This is a genomic window from Robertmurraya mangrovi, assembly GCF_034427655.1.
GTDB classification, from domain to species: Bacteria; Bacillota; Bacilli; order Bacillales; family Cytobacillaceae; genus Robertmurraya_A; species Robertmurraya_A mangrovi.
Map to the genome: position 1 here is coordinate 200,836 of NZ_JAXOFX010000001.1, position 17,033 is coordinate 217,868.

16 protein-coding genes and 1 other annotated feature are annotated in these 17,033 nt (G+C 35.4%); of the genes, 13 read left to right on the forward strand and 3 right to left on the reverse strand.

All coding sequences use genetic code 11. The features are described 5' to 3' along the window. Positions 1–18: 18 nt before the first annotated feature. Entirely contained in the window at positions 19–423 is a 405-nt protein-coding gene (locus tag SM124_RS01100; RefSeq protein ID WP_322444638.1) for a hypothetical protein, read from the reverse strand. 326 nt (positions 424–749) lie between these two features. Between SM124_RS01100 and SM124_RS01105 the strand changes: the two genes are divergently transcribed. The 10 genes from SM124_RS01105 to SM124_RS01150 all read left to right on the forward strand — a co-directional run bounded on the left by SM124_RS01105 (position 750) and on the right by SM124_RS01150 (position 11,058). After that, entirely contained in the window at positions 750–1,682 is a 933-nt protein-coding gene (locus SM124_RS01105) for a beta-ketoacyl-ACP synthase III (protein ID WP_322444639.1), read from the forward strand. A 51-nt stretch (positions 1,683–1,733) separates the two neighbouring features. Continuing rightward, positions 1,734–2,975: a beta-ketoacyl-ACP synthase II gene (gene fabF / locus SM124_RS01110; protein ID WP_322444640.1), complete on the forward strand. Its 1,242-nt coding sequence runs from the start codon at positions 1,734–1,736 to the stop codon at positions 2,973–2,975. 173 nt (positions 2,976–3,148) lie between these two features. Next, entirely contained in the window at positions 3,149–3,937 is a 789-nt protein-coding gene (locus SM124_RS01115; protein ID WP_322444641.1) for a DUF2268 domain-containing putative Zn-dependent protease, read from the forward strand. Between the two features lie 168 nt (positions 3,938–4,105). Continuing rightward, the gene (locus SM124_RS01120; protein WP_322444642.1) at positions 4,106–5,131 is read left to right on the forward strand and encodes an ABC transporter ATP-binding protein; all 1,026 of its coding nucleotides are present in this window, start codon (positions 4,106–4,108) and stop codon (positions 5,129–5,131) included. Next, positions 5,131–6,147 (forward strand): ABC transporter ATP-binding protein, encoded by a 1,017-nt coding sequence (locus SM124_RS01125; RefSeq protein ID WP_322444643.1) that lies wholly within the window; start codon positions 5,131–5,133, stop codon positions 6,145–6,147. Before SM124_RS01120 ends, SM124_RS01125 begins: the two co-directional genes overlap by 1 nt. Positions 6,148–6,184: 37 nt before the next feature. Next, a complete protein-coding gene (gene opp4A / locus SM124_RS01130; RefSeq protein ID WP_322444644.1) occupies positions 6,185–7,912 on the forward strand; it encodes an oligopeptide ABC transporter substrate-binding protein in 1,728 nt (575 codons plus the stop codon). Positions 7,913–7,947: 35 nt separating this feature from the next. Then, a complete protein-coding gene (gene opp4B, locus SM124_RS01135; RefSeq protein WP_322444645.1) occupies positions 7,948–8,913 on the forward strand; it encodes an oligopeptide ABC transporter permease in 966 nt (321 codons plus the stop codon). A gap of 13 nt (positions 8,914–8,926) precedes the next feature. After that, complete coding sequence (gene opp4C / locus SM124_RS01140) at positions 8,927–9,844, forward strand: oligopeptide ABC transporter permease (protein WP_322444646.1); 918 nt, start codon at positions 8,927–8,929, stop codon at positions 9,842–9,844. 160 nt (positions 9,845–10,004) lie between these two features. Continuing rightward, entirely contained in the window at positions 10,005–10,217 is a 213-nt protein-coding gene (locus SM124_RS01145) for a YuzI family membrane protein (RefSeq protein ID WP_322444647.1), read from the forward strand. 94 nt (positions 10,218–10,311) lie between these two features. Continuing rightward, complete coding sequence (locus tag SM124_RS01150) at positions 10,312–11,058, forward strand: YjbA family protein (RefSeq protein WP_322444648.1); 747 nt, start codon at positions 10,312–10,314, stop codon at positions 11,056–11,058. 40 nt (positions 11,059–11,098) lie between these two features. Here the strand turns inward: SM124_RS01150 and trpS are convergent, their stop codons facing one another. Both trpS and SM124_RS01160 read right to left on the reverse strand, forming a co-directional pair. Then, a complete protein-coding gene (trpS, locus tag SM124_RS01155; RefSeq protein ID WP_322444649.1) occupies positions 11,099–12,091 on the reverse strand; it encodes a tryptophan--tRNA ligase in 993 nt (330 codons plus the stop codon). Between the two features lie 205 nt (positions 12,092–12,296). After that, positions 12,297–12,532 (reverse strand) — a binding site (T-box leader). An 82-nt stretch (positions 12,533–12,614) separates the two neighbouring features. Further along, positions 12,615–12,974 (reverse strand): hypothetical protein, encoded by a 360-nt coding sequence (locus SM124_RS01160; RefSeq protein ID WP_322444650.1) that lies wholly within the window; start codon positions 12,972–12,974, stop codon positions 12,615–12,617. A gap of 261 nt (positions 12,975–13,235) precedes the next feature. Here SM124_RS01160 and SM124_RS01165 point away from each other — a divergent pair, with 261 nt between their 5' ends. The 3 genes from SM124_RS01165 to opp3C all read left to right on the forward strand — a co-directional run bounded on the left by SM124_RS01165 (position 13,236) and on the right by opp3C (position 17,029). After that, complete coding sequence (locus SM124_RS01165) at positions 13,236–14,924, forward strand: peptide ABC transporter substrate-binding protein (RefSeq protein ID WP_322444651.1); 1,689 nt, start codon at positions 13,236–13,238, stop codon at positions 14,922–14,924. 147 nt (positions 14,925–15,071) lie between these two features. Further along, positions 15,072–16,001 carry an oligopeptide ABC transporter permease gene (gene opp3b, locus SM124_RS01170; protein ID WP_322444652.1) on the forward strand — a complete coding sequence of 310 codons (930 nt, stop codon included), beginning with the start codon at positions 15,072–15,074 and terminating at the stop codon, positions 15,999–16,001. Beyond that, positions 16,001–17,029: an oligopeptide ABC transporter permease gene (gene opp3C, locus SM124_RS01175; RefSeq protein WP_322444653.1), complete on the forward strand. Its 1,029-nt coding sequence runs from the start codon at positions 16,001–16,003 to the stop codon at positions 17,027–17,029. The genes opp3b and opp3C overlap by 1 nt, the downstream gene beginning before the upstream one ends. The last annotated feature ends 4 nt before the right edge of the window (positions 17,030–17,033 follow it).

The following is a 17,033-nucleotide window of genomic DNA, read 5'->3' on the forward strand; positions in this document are numbered from 1 at the left end:
CAGGCAGCATTTTTATTACTATTTCTTGTTTAAGAACTGCTCAACAATAGGTTTAATTTTGTTGAATAATGGTTTTAATTGACCTGCTGAATCTATTAACTGGTCAACATGCCCCATCAATTCTATATAATTAACATTTTGAAGAATATGCCCTAGTGATTGTTTATTAGACTCCTCTGAATGTGGATGTTTGCTAAAGTTAAACGGATGGTCATCTCTATTAGAAGTAGGTTCTTCATGGTGTGGTAACCTTCTACCGAATAACCAATCCCCGTGATAATCTTCATGTGCATCATTACTTATATTCCTTTTTCTAGGATGACCAAACATGAAACTGCTAAAAGGATCGACTGGCACTTCTTCATCGTTTGGTTCATTTTTAAATTCCATTTCTTTGGAATTTTTTACATCCTCATTATCCATTGTGTTTTCCCCTCCTTTTATGAAGGAAAATCATTTATTTATATGGGTTATTAAAATGGTAATTATTATCTCAAAAGGCTAGTACTGTCCACCTACCTTCCCCATTAACTTAATCTCTTTATAATAACTTATGATTAATGGGTAATAGCGGTCTAGACAGGTGTACATAGTTACTATTGTTTTCATTTTAAAAGGGCAAGAGAAAAATAGTTGCTAATCTGAAAAGGAATTGATAAAATTTTAGTACCAAGTCATAATAATTGATAATAAAACAAGTGATGATTTTGTGAAAGAAATATCATTAACCTATAAAGGGGTTGACATTAATGAATGCAGGGGTACTAGGTCTTGGCAGATGTTTACCAGAGAGAATTTTAACTAATAAAGAAATAGAAACTATGATGGATACGTCTGATGAGTGGATTAGAACTAGAACAGGTATAGAGGAGCGAAGAATTGCAAGCGATGAAATGGATACATCAGATTTAGCTTTTGAAGCAGCTATGAATGCTATAAAAGATGCAAACATTTCACCTGATGAAATTGATTTGATTCTTGTGGCAACTGTAACTCCAGATCGCCCTTTTCCTTCCGTTGCATGTATGCTTCAAGAAAGACTAGGAGCTACTCGTGCAGCTGCAATGGATATTAGTGCGGCTTGTGCTGGCTTTATGTATGGAATGATCACTGCTAAGCAATTTATTGAGACAAATAGTTATAAGCATATTTTAGTAGTAGGTGTTGAAAAATTATCTAAAATCCTTGACTGGAATGATCGTAATACAGCAGTTCTATTTGGAGATGGTGCAGGTGCGGTAGTGTTAGGACCCGTTTCTGAAGGGAGAGGGATCTTATCATTTGAACTAGGAGCAGACGGTTCTGGAGGGAAGCACCTTTATCAGGATGAGTATGTCATCATGAATGGCCGAGAAGTGTTCAAGTTTGCAGTTAGACAAATGGGTGAAAGTAGTATAAATGTTTTAGAAAAGGCAGGTCTTGGGAAAGAAGATGTAAATTTCCTTATTCCGCATCAAGCAAATATTCGAATTATGGAAGCGGCAAGACAGCGTTTAGAATTACCGGAAGAAAAAATGTCAAAGACGGTTCACAAATATGGAAATACATCTGCGGCTTCAATTCCTATTTCCTTAGTAGAAGAAGTTGAAGCAGGTAAAATAAAAGATGATGATGTCATTGTAATGGTTGGATTTGGTGGCGGTTTAACTTGGGGTGCCATCGCTTTACGTTGGGGTAAATAAAATTAGTAGTGATTGATTAAATACGTTCAAGAAAAAAAGGAGATGTGTAAAATGACGAAGAGAAGAGTTGTTGTTACAGGTATTGGGGCTGTAACTCCACTTGGTAATGATATAGATACAACTTGGAGTAATATTGTCGCTGGAAAATCAGGAGTAGGTCCTTTAACAAGATTAAATCCAGATGATTACCCAGCAAAAGTTGTGGCTGAAGTGAAAGAATTTAATGTAGAAAATTTTATTGAGAAAAAAGATGCTAGAAAAATGGACCGTTTCACACACTATGCTGTGGCGGCTTCATTAATGGCAGTAAAAGATTCTAGTCTAGAAATCAATGAGCAAAACTCTCATAGAGTAGGAGTTTGGATTGGTTCTGGAATTGGTGGAATGGAAACATTTGAACAGCAATATGAGACATTTTTAAATAGAGGATACAGAAGAGTAAGTCCCTTCTTTGTTCCAATGATGATTCCTGATATGGCAGCGGGACAAGTATCGATTACTATTGGTGCAAGAGGCTTTAACTCTTGTACGGTAACAGCATGTGCGACAGGTACAAACTCTATTGGGGATGCTTTTAAAGTCATTCAGCGTGGAGATGCAGATGTAATGGTAACGGGTGGAACAGAAGCCCCAATTACGAAAATGTCTATGGCTGGTTTCTGTGCAAATACGGCACTCTCTACAAATCCAGACCCTAGCACAGCTAGTCGCCCATTTGACAAAAATCGTGACGGTTTTGTAATGGGAGAAGGTGCTGGTATCGTAGTGTTAGAGGAGTTAGAACATGCGTTAGCTCGTGGTGCAAAAATCTATGCTGAAATTGTTGGATACGGGGCAACTGGTGATGCTTATCATATTACAGCACCAGCACCAGGTGGAGAAGGTGGAGCTCGTGCGATGAAAATGGCCCTTGAAGATGGAGGTCTAAATCCTGAAGATATTGCTTACGTAAATGCTCATGGGACAAGTACAGACTATAATGACAAGTTTGAAACTTTAGCGATTAAAGAGGTATTTGGGGATCATGCATACAAATTAGCTGTTAGCTCAACTAAATCAATGACAGGACATTTACTTGGAGCTGCTGGTGGCGTAGAAGCAATCTTTACGGTTCTGGCAATTAAAGAAGGTATTTTACCACCAACGATGAACTATGAAACTCCAGATCCAGAGTGTGATTTAGACTATGTTCCAAATCAGTCTAGAAAGCAAGAAGTGAAGGCTGCTATAAGTAACTCCCTAGGGTTTGGTGGACATAACGCTACAATCGCGTTTCGTAAATTTGAAAACTAAGTTTTAGAACGGGGATAACCCGTTCTTTTTTTTGATTAGATTCTTAACAGAAACTCTACTACCCCCAAAGAAAGCCATTATAGGCTGTCCTACGCTTTTTTTATCACGGAAGAACCATGACATACATAATCTATATATAAGTATGTTTAAACAGGTGGAGGGGGTTGTGTGTAGTGGGGGTAATTAGAACGGATGAATGGTTATCTAAGGATTTTCAAGATCCTTTAGAAATCTGTAAGAATTGGTTGAAAGAATTTAATGAGACTGACCCTGAAAATATTTATGATTACCTATTATCATTTGGTATGTACAAACCGAGTAGGAGCAGTTGGTATGTATTCCAAGAATTAAATAGAAAAAAAGTATGGGAAGTGACTGAAAAACTGCTAAATAAATATCAGAAGATGTGGGATGGCCCTGACATATCTATCTACATTTTTCCAATGAATCAGATTTACAGACAAACCCCTGGTAAGGGTGTAAATAAATCGGGGATTTCTTTTAGAGATAGAATGTACTTATTTCTTACACCATTTGATGATTTTAAAGAATTAGAAGCATTATTTATTCATGAATATCATCATGTGTGTAGGTTAAATAAACAAAAAAAAGATATAGATGATTATACATTGCTAGATTCAATGATTTTGGAGGGACTTGCAGAATTTACCGTGTTAAAGTACTGCGGAGAAGATTATATTGCACATTGGTGTAAATATTATACAAATAAAGAATTGGAGAATTTTTGGAATAAATTCCTTAAGGAGGGAATAAATGTAAAAAAAAGGGAGGCGCTGCATGACCAACTGCTATATGGATTTGAAGGCTATCCAAGATTAGTTGGATATGCAACCGGTTATCAGATTGTTTGTGATTTTATGCATAGAAAAAGCTTTTCTACAAAAGCAACTTTTCATTTGGAGTCCGAAATTTTTAACAAAAAAAATATAAAATTTTCATAATATAAAACGCTTTAAAGCCCTAAAATGTGGGCTTTTTTTAAATTGCCAAAAAAATGAACTTTAACAATTATGAAAAAAATCTTGCAATTGTAACGAAACTGTAATAGTATTTTAATCAAATACAATGAATTGACTGAATAATTCAAAAAAGAATTTAAGAGGTGTCCCATGAGCGCTAAAACTCTTACCAATAGAGAAGCACCTTTATTAGAGGTGAAGAACTTAGAAACTGCTTTCTCCATAGACGGCACATACTACAATGCTGTAGATAATGTATCATTTACGGTAAAGCCTCGCCAGATCGTCGGTATCGTTGGTGAATCTGGATGTGGAAAGTCGGTTATGAGTCTTTCAATTATGAAGCTCTTACCAAAAGGAATTGGCAAAATTAAATCCGGAGAGATTTTATTTAATGGTGTTCATTTAGAACAAATGAACGATAAAGATATTAATAAAATACGTGGTAAAGATGTCGCTATGATTTTCCAAGAACCAATGACATCACTTAACCCAGTATTCTCCATCGGATTCCAATTACAAGAAGTATTGTTTAATCATATGAACATTTCTAAAAAGGAAGCTAGATTAAAAAGTATTGCTCTTCTAAAGAGTGTTGGAATCTCTAGACCAGAAAAAATCGTTGATGAATATCCACACCAATTATCTGGTGGTATGAGACAAAGGGTTATGATTGCTATTGCAATTGCTTGTCAACCCAAACTATTAATTGCGGATGAGCCAACAACTGCACTTGATGTAACAGTTCAAGCCCAAATTCTTGAACTTTTAAAAGAAATTCAACAAGTAAACGATATGTCCGTTATCTTAATCACGCATGACCTTGGTGTAGTTGCTGAAATGTGTGATGACGTAATTGTAATGTATGCAGGGAAAATTGTAGAACGTACTGATGTTGATACACTATTCCATGATCCAAAGCATCCTTATACTAAACTACTAATGGGCTCAATTCCAAAAATGGACGAAGATGTAGAAGTTTTAAGTTCAATCAAAGGAATTGTACCATCATTAAAGAATATGCCTAAACTGGGCTGTAAGTTTGCTGCACGATGTCCTGAAGCGATGCCTGAATGTTTAAGTATAACGCCTCAATTAGCTGAAACAGATGAAGGTCATGAAGTTTCTTGCTTGCTATATGAAACGAGCAAGCCGAGAGAAGGAGTGCAAGCATAATGAGTACTAATGTTAAAGAAAATATCCAGATTAAAAAAGATAAAAGCACAAACGAAATATTACTAGATGTTAAAAACCTAAAAACCTATTATCCTATCAAAGGTGGAATCTTACGTCGTACAGTAGCAGTTGTAAAGGCTGTTGACGATGTATCGTTTGAAATCAGAAAAGGTGAAACACTTGGACTAGTAGGGGAATCAGGTTGTGGTAAATCTACTACTGGAAGAACGATTTTAAGATTACTAGATCCGACAGACGGACAAATCATGTTTGATGGTCAAGACATTACGAATCTATCAGGAACTTCTCTAAGAAAAATTCGTAAAGACTTCCAGATGGTCTTCCAAGATCCATATGCATCATTAAACCCTACAATGATGGTAGGACACTTAGTTGCTGAGCCAATCCGTAACTATACGAAAAAAACGCAAAGAGAATTAAAAGCAGAAGTACTTGAATTACTAAATAAAGTAGGATTACCTGAGGATGCCTACTACAAGTATCCACATGAGTTCTCAGGAGGACAACGTCAAAGGATTGGTATTGCTCGTGCACTTGCACTTAAGCCTAAGCTAATCATTGCTGATGAACCTGTATCAGCACTAGACGTTTCTGTTCAATCGCAAGTACTTAACTTGTTAAAAGAGCTACAAGATGAGTTTGACTTAACCTTCCTATTTATTGCTCATGATTTAAGTGTTGTAAAACATATGAGTGATAGAATTGGAGTTATGTATTTAGGAGGATTAGTAGAGGTAGCTGAAAAAGATAGTTTATATGCTGAGCCATTACATCCGTATACTCAAGCACTAATTTCAGCTATTCCAGAGCCTGATCCACGTAAGAAAAAAGAAAGAATTATCTTAGAGGGCGATGTACCAAGTCCAATCGATCCTCCAAAGGGCTGTACATTCCATCCGCGTTGTGCGCATGCTAAACCGGAATGTTCAATTACAAAGCCTATTTTAAAGGAGGTGAAGCCTGGGCATAGAGTCGCTTGTCACCTATATAACTAATGCTTTTTCAAAAAAATAATTTTCCGGGGGGAAAACAATGAAAAAATCAGCATTTTGGCTAGTCTCTGTAATGCTAATCATGTCGCTATTCTTAGCAGCATGTTCAAAAGAGACAGGCACTGAGAAACCTGAAGAGAAAAAAGAAGATGATAAAAAGGCTGCAGAAATTAAACCAGGTGGTAAAGTTACATTTGGTTACACTCAACCATTCAAAGGTGTTTTATCTTATGCATACTATGAAGGACAAGATGATGTAAACGCACTTCAATTTATGCACGAAGGATTAATCGCAACTAACGATGAGCTTCAACCGGAGCCAAACTTAGCTGAGTGGGAATTCAACGAAGATAACACTGTTGTAACTTTCAAACTTAAACAAGGTGTTAAATGGCATGATGGCCATGAATTAACTGCAGAAGACATGGAATATGCTTGGTACTTAATCGCTGACCCTACTTATGAGGGAGCTCGTTTCTCTAACGTAGCAATGATCAAAGGTGCTCAAGAGTACCACGATGGTAAAGCTGACAAAATCGAAGGTATTAAGTTAATCGACGATTACACAATCGAAGTATCAGTTATTGAAGCACAAGTTAACTTACTTGATAACATCTGGTCTATTCCAGAACCAAAGCACTACTATGGAGATATTTCTTCTAAAGAACTTCCAGATTCTGACCAAGTTCGTAAAAACCCTATCGGTGTTGGACCATTCAAGGTTAAAAATATCGTAGCCGGTGAAATGATCGAGTTCGAACGTTATGATGACTACTGGCAAGGCCCTGCTCACTTAGATGGCGTTGTTTACAAAATTATTGATGGTTCACTTGCACAAGGTTTATTACAAAATGGTGAGATTGATGTAATGCTTGCTCCATCTGACCAATGGCCACAAATTAAGGAACTTGCAAATATCAACCCTGTAACAATTGATGCTTTATCTTACAGCTATATCGGTATTGACCAAGGTCGCTACGATACTAAAGCTAAAAAAGTAGTAATGGATAACCCTAAATTCTCTAACAAAAAATTACGTCATGCTATGGCACATGCTATTGATCGTCAAGCATTCGTTGATGCATTCCGTAACGGTTTAGGTAAACCATTAAACGTTCCATTCCCATCAGTATCTTGGGCTAAAATTGATGATTCTCAAATCAATCAATATGAGTATGATCCAGAAAAAGCAAAAGCTTTACTTGATGAAGCTGGTTATAAAGATGTAGACGGCGACGGTTTCCGTGAAGATCCAGAAGGAAATCCGTTCACAATTAACTTCGATGCAATGGCTGGTACAGAAACAGCTGAAGCACGTGCTCAATTCGTTATCCAATCATGGCAAGAAGTTGGCTTAAATGCAAAACTTAACGGCGGTTCATTAAAAGACTTTAACTTATTCTATGACACTATCGAAGCAGATGATCCATCTGTTGAAACATTCCACGGTGCATGGGGTCTTGCAGCTGACCCAGATCCAGCTGGTATCTGGTTATCAACTGACAAGTGGAACATGTGGAGATGGGCTAACGAAAAGTCTGATGAGTTAATCAAGAAGGGTGTTCAATTCCCTGAAGATACAAGCAAAGATGTAACTGAGTACCGTAAAGAAGTTTATGCTGAATGGCAAAAACTTGTAAACGATGAACTTCCAGTAATCTTCTTCGAACAACGTGAAGATGCTTGGGCTATCAACAAACGTGTAGGCGGAGTTAAAGTAACACCATTTAACGTTGACGAATTCCACCTATGGCACATTGTAGAGTAATAACAATTCATTAATGTTTGATAAGGGGAATGGAAATGCTACAATACACAATTCGAAGACTCATCGGAATGATTCCAATAATTTTCCTTATCTCAGTAGTGGTTTTTTCCCTGGCAAAGCTAATGCCAGGGGATGCCCTATCTGGAAAGATTGATCCATTAAACTCAGATCCAGAATATATTGAATCAATGCGTGAAAAGATGGGCTTAAATGACCCGATTCACACTCAATATTTACGCTGGATGGGTGGAGTGGTACAGGGAGATTTTGGAGATTCGTTTGTACACAAACGTAGTGTTATGGAACTAGTTGGTGACCGACTACCAAACACAGTAATACTAGGAATTTCAGCTCTAATAATTACTTACTTTTTAGCATTCTTAATGGGACGTTTCTCAGGTAGATATGCATATAGTTTTGGGGATTATTTGATATCAGGTTTTAACTATTTAGCACTAGCAATACCAAGTTTCGTCGCTGCCTTAGTAGCAATTTATATTTTCTCTATTCATTTACAATGGGTTCCCGCTTCAGGAAGTATTGGGTCTGGAGTAGAGCCAGGAACGTTTGAATATTTCTTAAGTAAAGCAAAACATACTATATTACCAGCTCTTGTTTTAGGAGCAATGGCAACTGCATCTTATACACAGTTTTTGCGTAATGATATGATCGAAAGTTCTCGTAAAGATTATGTTCGTACTGCAAGAGCTAAAGGTACGAAAGAATCAACGATTTATAATAAGCATATCCTAAGAAATTCAGTAATTCCAATTGTAACTTTATTAGGATTTGATATTGCAAGTATCTTTGGTGGTGCAATCATCACTGAAACAATCTTTACTTATCCTGGAATTGGATATTTATTCGTTGAATCAGTAAATGCTCGTGATTACTCTGTAATGATGGCAATTGCTATGATGTTAACGATTTTAACACTAATCGGAAATTTAGTTGCAGATATACTATACGGTTTAGTAGATCCGCGTATTCGCTTAAGTTAGGTAGGTGAGAGTAATGGAACCAGTAACACAACCAAGTTCAAAGGCTGTTGTGGAACCACCACAACCTGTAAAAAGCCAATCACCCTGGGCTCTCGCCCGCCGAAAGTTTTTTAGAAATAAAGTGGCTATGATTAGTCTCCTTTTTCTCATTACTGTTACAGCATTATCAGTATTAGCCGAGCCTCTAACAATGCCAGTAGAGCAAACAGCTAAAATTAATTTAACTCAAATGAGTAAAGAACCATCAGCTGAACATTTCTTTGGAACGGACAAGTCAGGAAGAGACGTTTTTGCAAGGGTATTACATGGTGGTCAAACTTCTTTAATGTTAGCATTTACTATTACCATTTCAGTTATAACAATTGGAACAATTGTTGGTGCAACCGCTGGATTCTTTGGTGGTTGGGTTGATAACGCATTAATGAGATTTACTGACTTTATGATGAACTTCCCGTTCTTACTTTTCGTTATCGTTTTAAAATCGATTTTCTTAGAGTCAAGTACAGGGACATTAATCTTCGTCATAAGTGTTCTGAGTTGGACAGGTACTGCCCGTCTAGTTCGTAGTAAAGTAATGGCTGAGAAAGAAAATGAGTATGTTTTAAGTGCTATTTCAATTGGATGTTCTCCAGCGAAAACAATATTTAAGCACTTATTACCGAATGTAATGTCAACAATTATTGTACAAGCAACAATTACACTTGCTGCGATGATCGTTGCTGAAACGGGTCTTAGTTTCTTAGGCTTTGGAGTTCCAATTAACATCCCAACTTGGGGTAACATGCTTCAGGATGCTAGAAGCCCAGACGTTCTAACAAGCAAATGGTGGATTTGGATGCCGCCTGCAACAGTCTTAACATTAACAATTCTTTCAATAAACTTCATTGGTGAAGGATTAAAGGATGCCTTTAACCCTAAATCAAACAGATAAAATCTACCATTCCAAAATGGTAGATTTTTTTTCGCATTTTTGGGATTAATCATTCTTTTGATAAACATATTTTAGTTAACCATTCATATATATGATAAAAATGGACAAGTTTAGAGGTGATTGTTTTGGGATATCAAATATTAAACATAGGTAAAAAACAATGATCTTTAGGCTATTTATTTTGATTATTGGGTTTGGAATCGCTGTTTCTGGTGGTATTAGTACCATTGCATATTTAAATTTACTTACTACTGGACATGGTTTAATGGAATATTTAAGTTTTATTACTCATAGAGCGGAATGCTATTTATTGCCAATTGGAATAGTAGTAATAACGATAAGTATCTATTTTCCTAAAAGGAAAGAAATATAAATCAATTTTGGAATAGAGTATCAATTTAGGAATAATTTTACGGTTGACTGCCCATACTGTTTGACAAACAGATACTGAAGTGAGGGGTTAAATCATGTTGTATCTTCATGATGTTTGGGTAAATTGGTTTGAAGGCGAAGAGAACGGCTATAATGTTTGTCATTTTCATGAGTGGAGAAAAGACGATGGTGTGGAGCTACTTGATCAAGTTCCTCTATTAAAGGTGGACTCAACTTTATTTAATTACATAGAAAACGATTTATCGGAACTTCCACAACAATTACTTGATGATGTATTTCAAAAAGCGTATTTAAGAAAAAATCATGAAAGAATTCAAATGGAATACTGTTTTGTTGTTACTGACGGAACGGAAATAATAGCAGTAGATACGATAGGATATAATATACCTATAAGAAAAAGTAGATTAATACCGAGACAAGAACAATTAGTATTTGAAATGGTAGAGAATCATGATATAACCTATTATCATTTCAATTTCCATACTTCGGATAAAGAACACCATATCCTTTCACCGGAACCTGAATTAATGAATGGGTTAACTAGAAAGGAAAGACAACTAAAGCAGTTATTGTTTATGGCATTGGACCAATTACATTCATCTGAAAATGTAGCTGAAGTAAGATATTGGTTTACGGAATGGAGCCCTGATCAATATCCTAGTATTCAGCACTTAGATTTTGAAGAAGCATGGGAACAGCTTTTTGAACAGACTAAATATGGTTGGACAAGCAAACATGCCAACTTTTGTGAAAATATTATAAAAGGTCAGCCATTTTTTGAAAGATTATGGGAAATGGAACATGGCCCTAAAGTAAATTAAAATGGAAAAAAGGAGCAGATTTCTGCTCCTTTTTTTGGTATTACTTCCTCTTCTTACGTCCTAACCCCATAGCATTTTCCATTTTTTTAACCATTTTACTAGCAACTAAATTTGCCTTATAAGCACCTTGGTCAAGAATGTCATCAAGCTCAGTAGATTCCATTAATTGATAATATTTTTCCTGTATGGGTGAAAAAGTGGAGATAACCACTTGAGCCAAATCACCTTTAAAGTCCCCGTATCCTTTGCCTTCGTATTCTTTTTCAATATCAGAAATTGGTCTTCCAGAAAGAATTGAGTAAATAGATAAAAGATTTGAAACACCTGGTTTATTTTCTTTGTCAAATTTAACGACACCTTCAGAATCTGTTACAGCACTTTTAATCTTTTTTTCAATAACTTTTGGATCATCTAAAAGGGATAAGAATCCTTTCTGGTTAACATCAGACTTACTCATTTTCTTCAAAGGATCTTGAAGAGACATAATACGTGCTCCTACCTTTGGAATTCTAACATCTGGTATGGTAAAGATTTCATTATACTTTTTATTAAATCTTTCTGCTATATCTCGAGTAAGCTCTAGGTGCTGTTTTTGATCTTCTCCAACAGGAACAATATCCGTGCTATATAATAATATATCTCCTGCCATTAGCGGTGGATACGTTAATAATCCAGCTGGAATAGCCTCTTTACCTGAAGATTTATCTTTAAATTGAGTCATTCGTTCCAGCTCACCAATATATGAAACGCATTGTAACATCCAACCTGCCTGTGCATGAGCAGGTACCTCTGACTGAATAAATAGAGTTACTTTCTCTGGATCAATACCTACGGCAATATACATAGCCGCTAAACTTCTGATGTTCTTTCTTAGTTGTTGCGGATCTTGTGGGAGTGTAATCGCATGCTGATCAACGATACAAAAATAGCAGTTATACTCATTTTGTAAATCAACAAATTGTTTCATGGCTCCAATGTAATTTCCTAGTGTAATTGTTCCACTTGGCTGTATACCGGAAAAAATAGTTTGCATATAAATCCTCCTATTATGTAGGTTACCTTGTAAAAGTATAACCGTTATTTGCAATAAATTTACGTCATATAAAGTGTAGTAAACCCAATTAGGTAATGAAAAAATAACTTTTGTACTGAGTGAATATTTACATCCAATTTGGAAAAATATAACCATACACCATGATTTTACCCAAAGAAAAAAGACCATTCGTATCCTACTTAATAGTAGGGACGAATGGTCCGCGTTGCCACCCTAATTACTCATACTTGAGTCACTTATACCATGATAAATAAACATGGTTCCTTTAACGCAGGTAAACGTCTGTTACTAATGATCAAAATGGATGTTCATAACAGAAGCTCAAAAGTCCATTCCATCTATTTGGATGTTTGTTTTCACCAACCACAAACTCTCTATAAATCCAGAAATAAATGTACTACTCTTTATCATTGCTTAATATTACAATTTAAACTTATTATAATTTAAAACTTTTCTGATATCAAGTACCTATACTTGAACTACCCTGAAAAAACAATACATTTTATAAATAATAGATAAACAGTGCTGCACACATAATAGCTAAATTTATCATTGCTACTATAAATAAAGGAGAGTAGTTAAATGAAACCACCTGAGATAAGGGTCTCATTTCTTCAATCGAACTTCTAGATTCTCCTTTTCCAGCAAAAACTAATCGAAAGGATTTTGTTACATTATCAAAGAATCCTGATCCCATTGAAAAAAAGATAAGGGAAGTAAAAAGAAATAGACTCGATATGTAAAATGAAATGTTTATATAGTGCAATAAACTCAAGTATCGATAAACAATTAAAGATAACAATATGATGACTGCTTGTGATAAAAAGAAGGTATAACTAATGACTTTTGTGTTTTTTGACATAGGTTTAATCTCCTGAAAGTTATTTCCAAATAATGTTTGCTATTTAAATATATGGAATAATATTATTTAAAATTATTTCAAAAAATTAAATAATTTTCATGAATCCTTATTTTATCAGAGTTTTATCCTTATTTTAACCCAAAAAAATTATCTTATTTAAAAATATTTATCAAAATTATGTACAAACTATGATTTATATGTATAATAATTTGTGTACTAAGTTTTCAGAAAACAAAAATAACATCTTAGGGAGGCTTATCGATGAAAAAGTCAAAATTTTCATTGCTTTTAGTTCTTTCTCTAGTTCTAAGCATGTTCTTAGCAGCATGTTCAGGCGGACAGAAAGAGGAAGATACAGGTACTGGTACTGATAAAGGTACAGATGCTGCTGGTGAACTAGCAGATAAACAAGAAATTACAGTTCTAGAGTCTGCAGAGATTCCATCATTAGATCCTTCATTAGTTGAAGATGCTGTTGGTATTACTATTTTAAATAATATCAACGAAGGTCTATATCGAATTGATCAAAACCAAGAACCGGTTCCTGCTCTTGCTGATGGTGAGCCAGAAGTAAGTGAAGACGGATTAGTTTACAAAATTAAATTACGTGACGCACAATGGTCAAATGGTGACAAAATCACAGCTCAAGATTTCGTATACTCATGGCAACGTGCAATTAACCCAGAAACAGGATCTTCTTATGGTCCGTACATGATGATGGGGAAAATCAAAAATGCTACAGAGATTTATGAAGGTAAAGCAGAACTAAGTGACTTAGGTATTAAAGCGTTAAGCGATAATGAGTTAGAAATCACTTTAGTAAAACCTAAAACATATTTCAAAAGCTTAATGGCATTCCCAACTTTCTTCCCATTAAACCAAAAGTTTGTTGAGGAAAAAGGTGATAAGTTTGCTTCAAGCTCTGAAAACTTATTATACACTGGTCCATTTTCGTTAGCTGATTGGACAGGTACTGAAGATGTTGAGTGGACATTATTAAAGAATGATACTTATTGGGATAAAGATACAGTTACTTTAACAAAGATTAATTACAATGTATTAAAAGATGCAGTTGCTGCAGCTAACGCTATTGATGCTGGAGAAGCGGATATTTCAACAAAACTTTCATTACCAGAAGTAATTTCTTTATATGAAGGTGACCCAAGATTAGTAAGATGGTTAGAGCCTACAATTTTCTGGTTAAAATTCAACCAAGAAACAGAAGCTTTAAAAAATGTTAACATTCGTAAAGCTTTATCAATGGCGTTTGATAAAGATGCTCTAGTAAACGATGTTTTACAAAACGGTTCTTTAGCTGCTAACTATGCAGTTCCTACTGAATTCGTTAAACACCCTGATACAGACGAAGATTTCCGTGCAAAATATGGTGATTTCAATAAGTTCAACCCTGAAGAAGCTAAAAAGTTCTGGGAAACTGGTTTAAAAGAGATTGGAAAAGATTCTCTTGAGTTCACTTACGTAAGTGGTGACTCTGAATCAGCTAAGAAAATCGATGCTTTCATGAAAAATCAATTAGAAACAAACTTACCTGGATTAAAAGTTAATATTAAATCTGTTCCATTTGCTACTCGTTTAGAGCTTGAAGATAAACAAGAGTATGATCTTTTACACAGTGGTTGGGGTCCAGACTACCACGATGCGATTTCTTTCTCTAACCTTTGGTTAACTGGTGGAGGAAACAACAAAATGTCTTACTCTAACAAAGAGTATGATGCTTTAATCGAAGCTGCTGAAGGTGATTTAGCGAATGATCCTGGTAAGCGTTTCGAGGCATTCCAAGATGCAGAGAAAATTCTTTTTGAAGATGCTGCAATTGCACCTATTTTCCAACGTGCAGCAAATAAATTAGTTAACGAGAAGGTTGAAGGATTCACTTATCATTTAAATGGTCCTGACTACTCATTCAAGTGGACTAAGTTACAAAAATAATTACCAATGATTTAAAATGAGATATCACTTATAATCTTCATAGGAGAGAGTATATTCGCGTAGATATACTCTCTCTTTCCCTTTTCGAAAATTGTCGAAAGATGAAGAATATTCTTTATGTTTTATAATAAATTAGGAGGTGCACTTATGGTTAAATATATAGGTCAACGTATTTTTTATATGTTTATTACCTTATTCATTATTGCATCGGTAACGTTCTTCTTAATGAAATTAATCCCTGGTTCACCATATGCCAATGCGGCAAAACTACAACCTGAGCAAGTAGAAATAATGAACGAAAAATATGGATTAAATAAGACGGTACCTGAGCAATATGTTATCTATATATCAAACCTAGTAAAAGGTGACTTAGGTACATCTTTTCAGTTCGGTAACCAACCTGTAACAGATCTATTAGCAGCTCGAATTGGTCCATCAGCACAATTAGGTTTTCAAGCTATGCTGTTTGGTAGTTTAATTGGAATCCTACTAGGTATTGTTGCTGCATTAAAACAAAATACATGGGTGGATTATGGGTCAACTTTTATTGCGGTAATCGGTAAATCAATCCCATCCTTCGTATTTGCTGGATTGCTTCAATATTATGTAGGGGTTAAATTAGGCTGGTTCCCAGTAGCCTTCTGGAAAGGACCTGAATATACAGTTTTACCTACAATCGCTTTATCTATGTTCCCAATTGCGATTGCTGCTCGTTTTATGCGAACCGAAATGATTGACGTTTTAGGTTCTGATTATATTACACTTGCAAAAGCAAAGGGTGCCAATTTCTTTGAAATCGCATTTAAACATGCCTTACGTAATGCTTTAATTCCTGTTATTACGGTATTAGGTCCTTTAGCAGTTGGACTAATGACAGGTTCTCTAGTAATTGAAAAGATTTTTGGTATTCCTGGACTTGGGGAGCAATTTGTTAAGTCTATAAACGTGAATGACTATTCAGTTATTATGGGAACTACTTTATTATTCTCGTTCCTATTTATCTTTATTATCTTAGTCGTTGATATTCTTTACGGAATTATTGATCCAAGAATACGTCTAGCGGGAGGGAAAAAGTAATGGCTAACATTAATGAAAAAATTTCAAAAGACCAATTTGAACCCGCTAAATTCGACGCTTCAAAAAGTGAACAAATATCTAAACCCAGCTTGAACTTTTGGCAAGACTCCTGGATGCGTGTTAAAAAGAACAAAGGTGCTATTATCAGTTTAGTATTGATCGCAATCATTGCTATTTTTGCACTAATTGGCCCTTCACTTAGTAATTTTGAATATGACAAGCAAAACACTAGTCATGCAAACTTACCACCACGTATTCCTGCACTAGAAAATGTAGAATGGTTACCTTTTGATGGTACTAGAACGTTAAAAAACGGTAATGTAGTAAATGTGTACGAGCAGAAGAAAATTGAGGAGTACTATTGGTTTGGAACGGACGGTTTAGGTCGTGACCTATTCTCTCGTGTGTGGAAAGGTACTCAAATTTCATTATATATTGCTTTCTTAGCAGCATTCATTGATATGGTGATTGGTGTTGCTTACGGTTCTATCTCTGGTTATTTTGGTGGTAGATTGGATAATATTATGCAACGTATTATCGAAGTTCTATCAGGTATTCCAAATCTAGTAATTGTTATTCTAATGATTCTAGTTTTAAAGCCTGGGATTATCTCTATCACAATCGCTTTAACGATAACAGGTTGGGTAAGTATGGCTCGTGTTGTTCGTGCCCAAGTATTAAAAATGAAAAATCAAGAATTCGTTTTAGCATCTAGAACTCTTGGTGCTAGCCATGCAAAAATTATTTTTAAACATTTGATTCCTAACTTAGCTGGTGTCATTATTATTAACACGATGTTCACTATTCCTAATGCCATCTTCTTTGAGGCATTCTTAAGCTTTATCGGTCTTGGTTTACAAGAGCCATTTGCTTCATTAGGAACATTAATTGATGATGGGTTTAGATCTATGCGTGCATTTCCGCACTTAATGTTTATTCCTGCGATTGTAATGAGTGTGATTATGATTGCGTTTAACTTAGTTGCTGACGGTTTACGTGACGCTTTAGACCCTAAAATGAGAGATTAAGGCG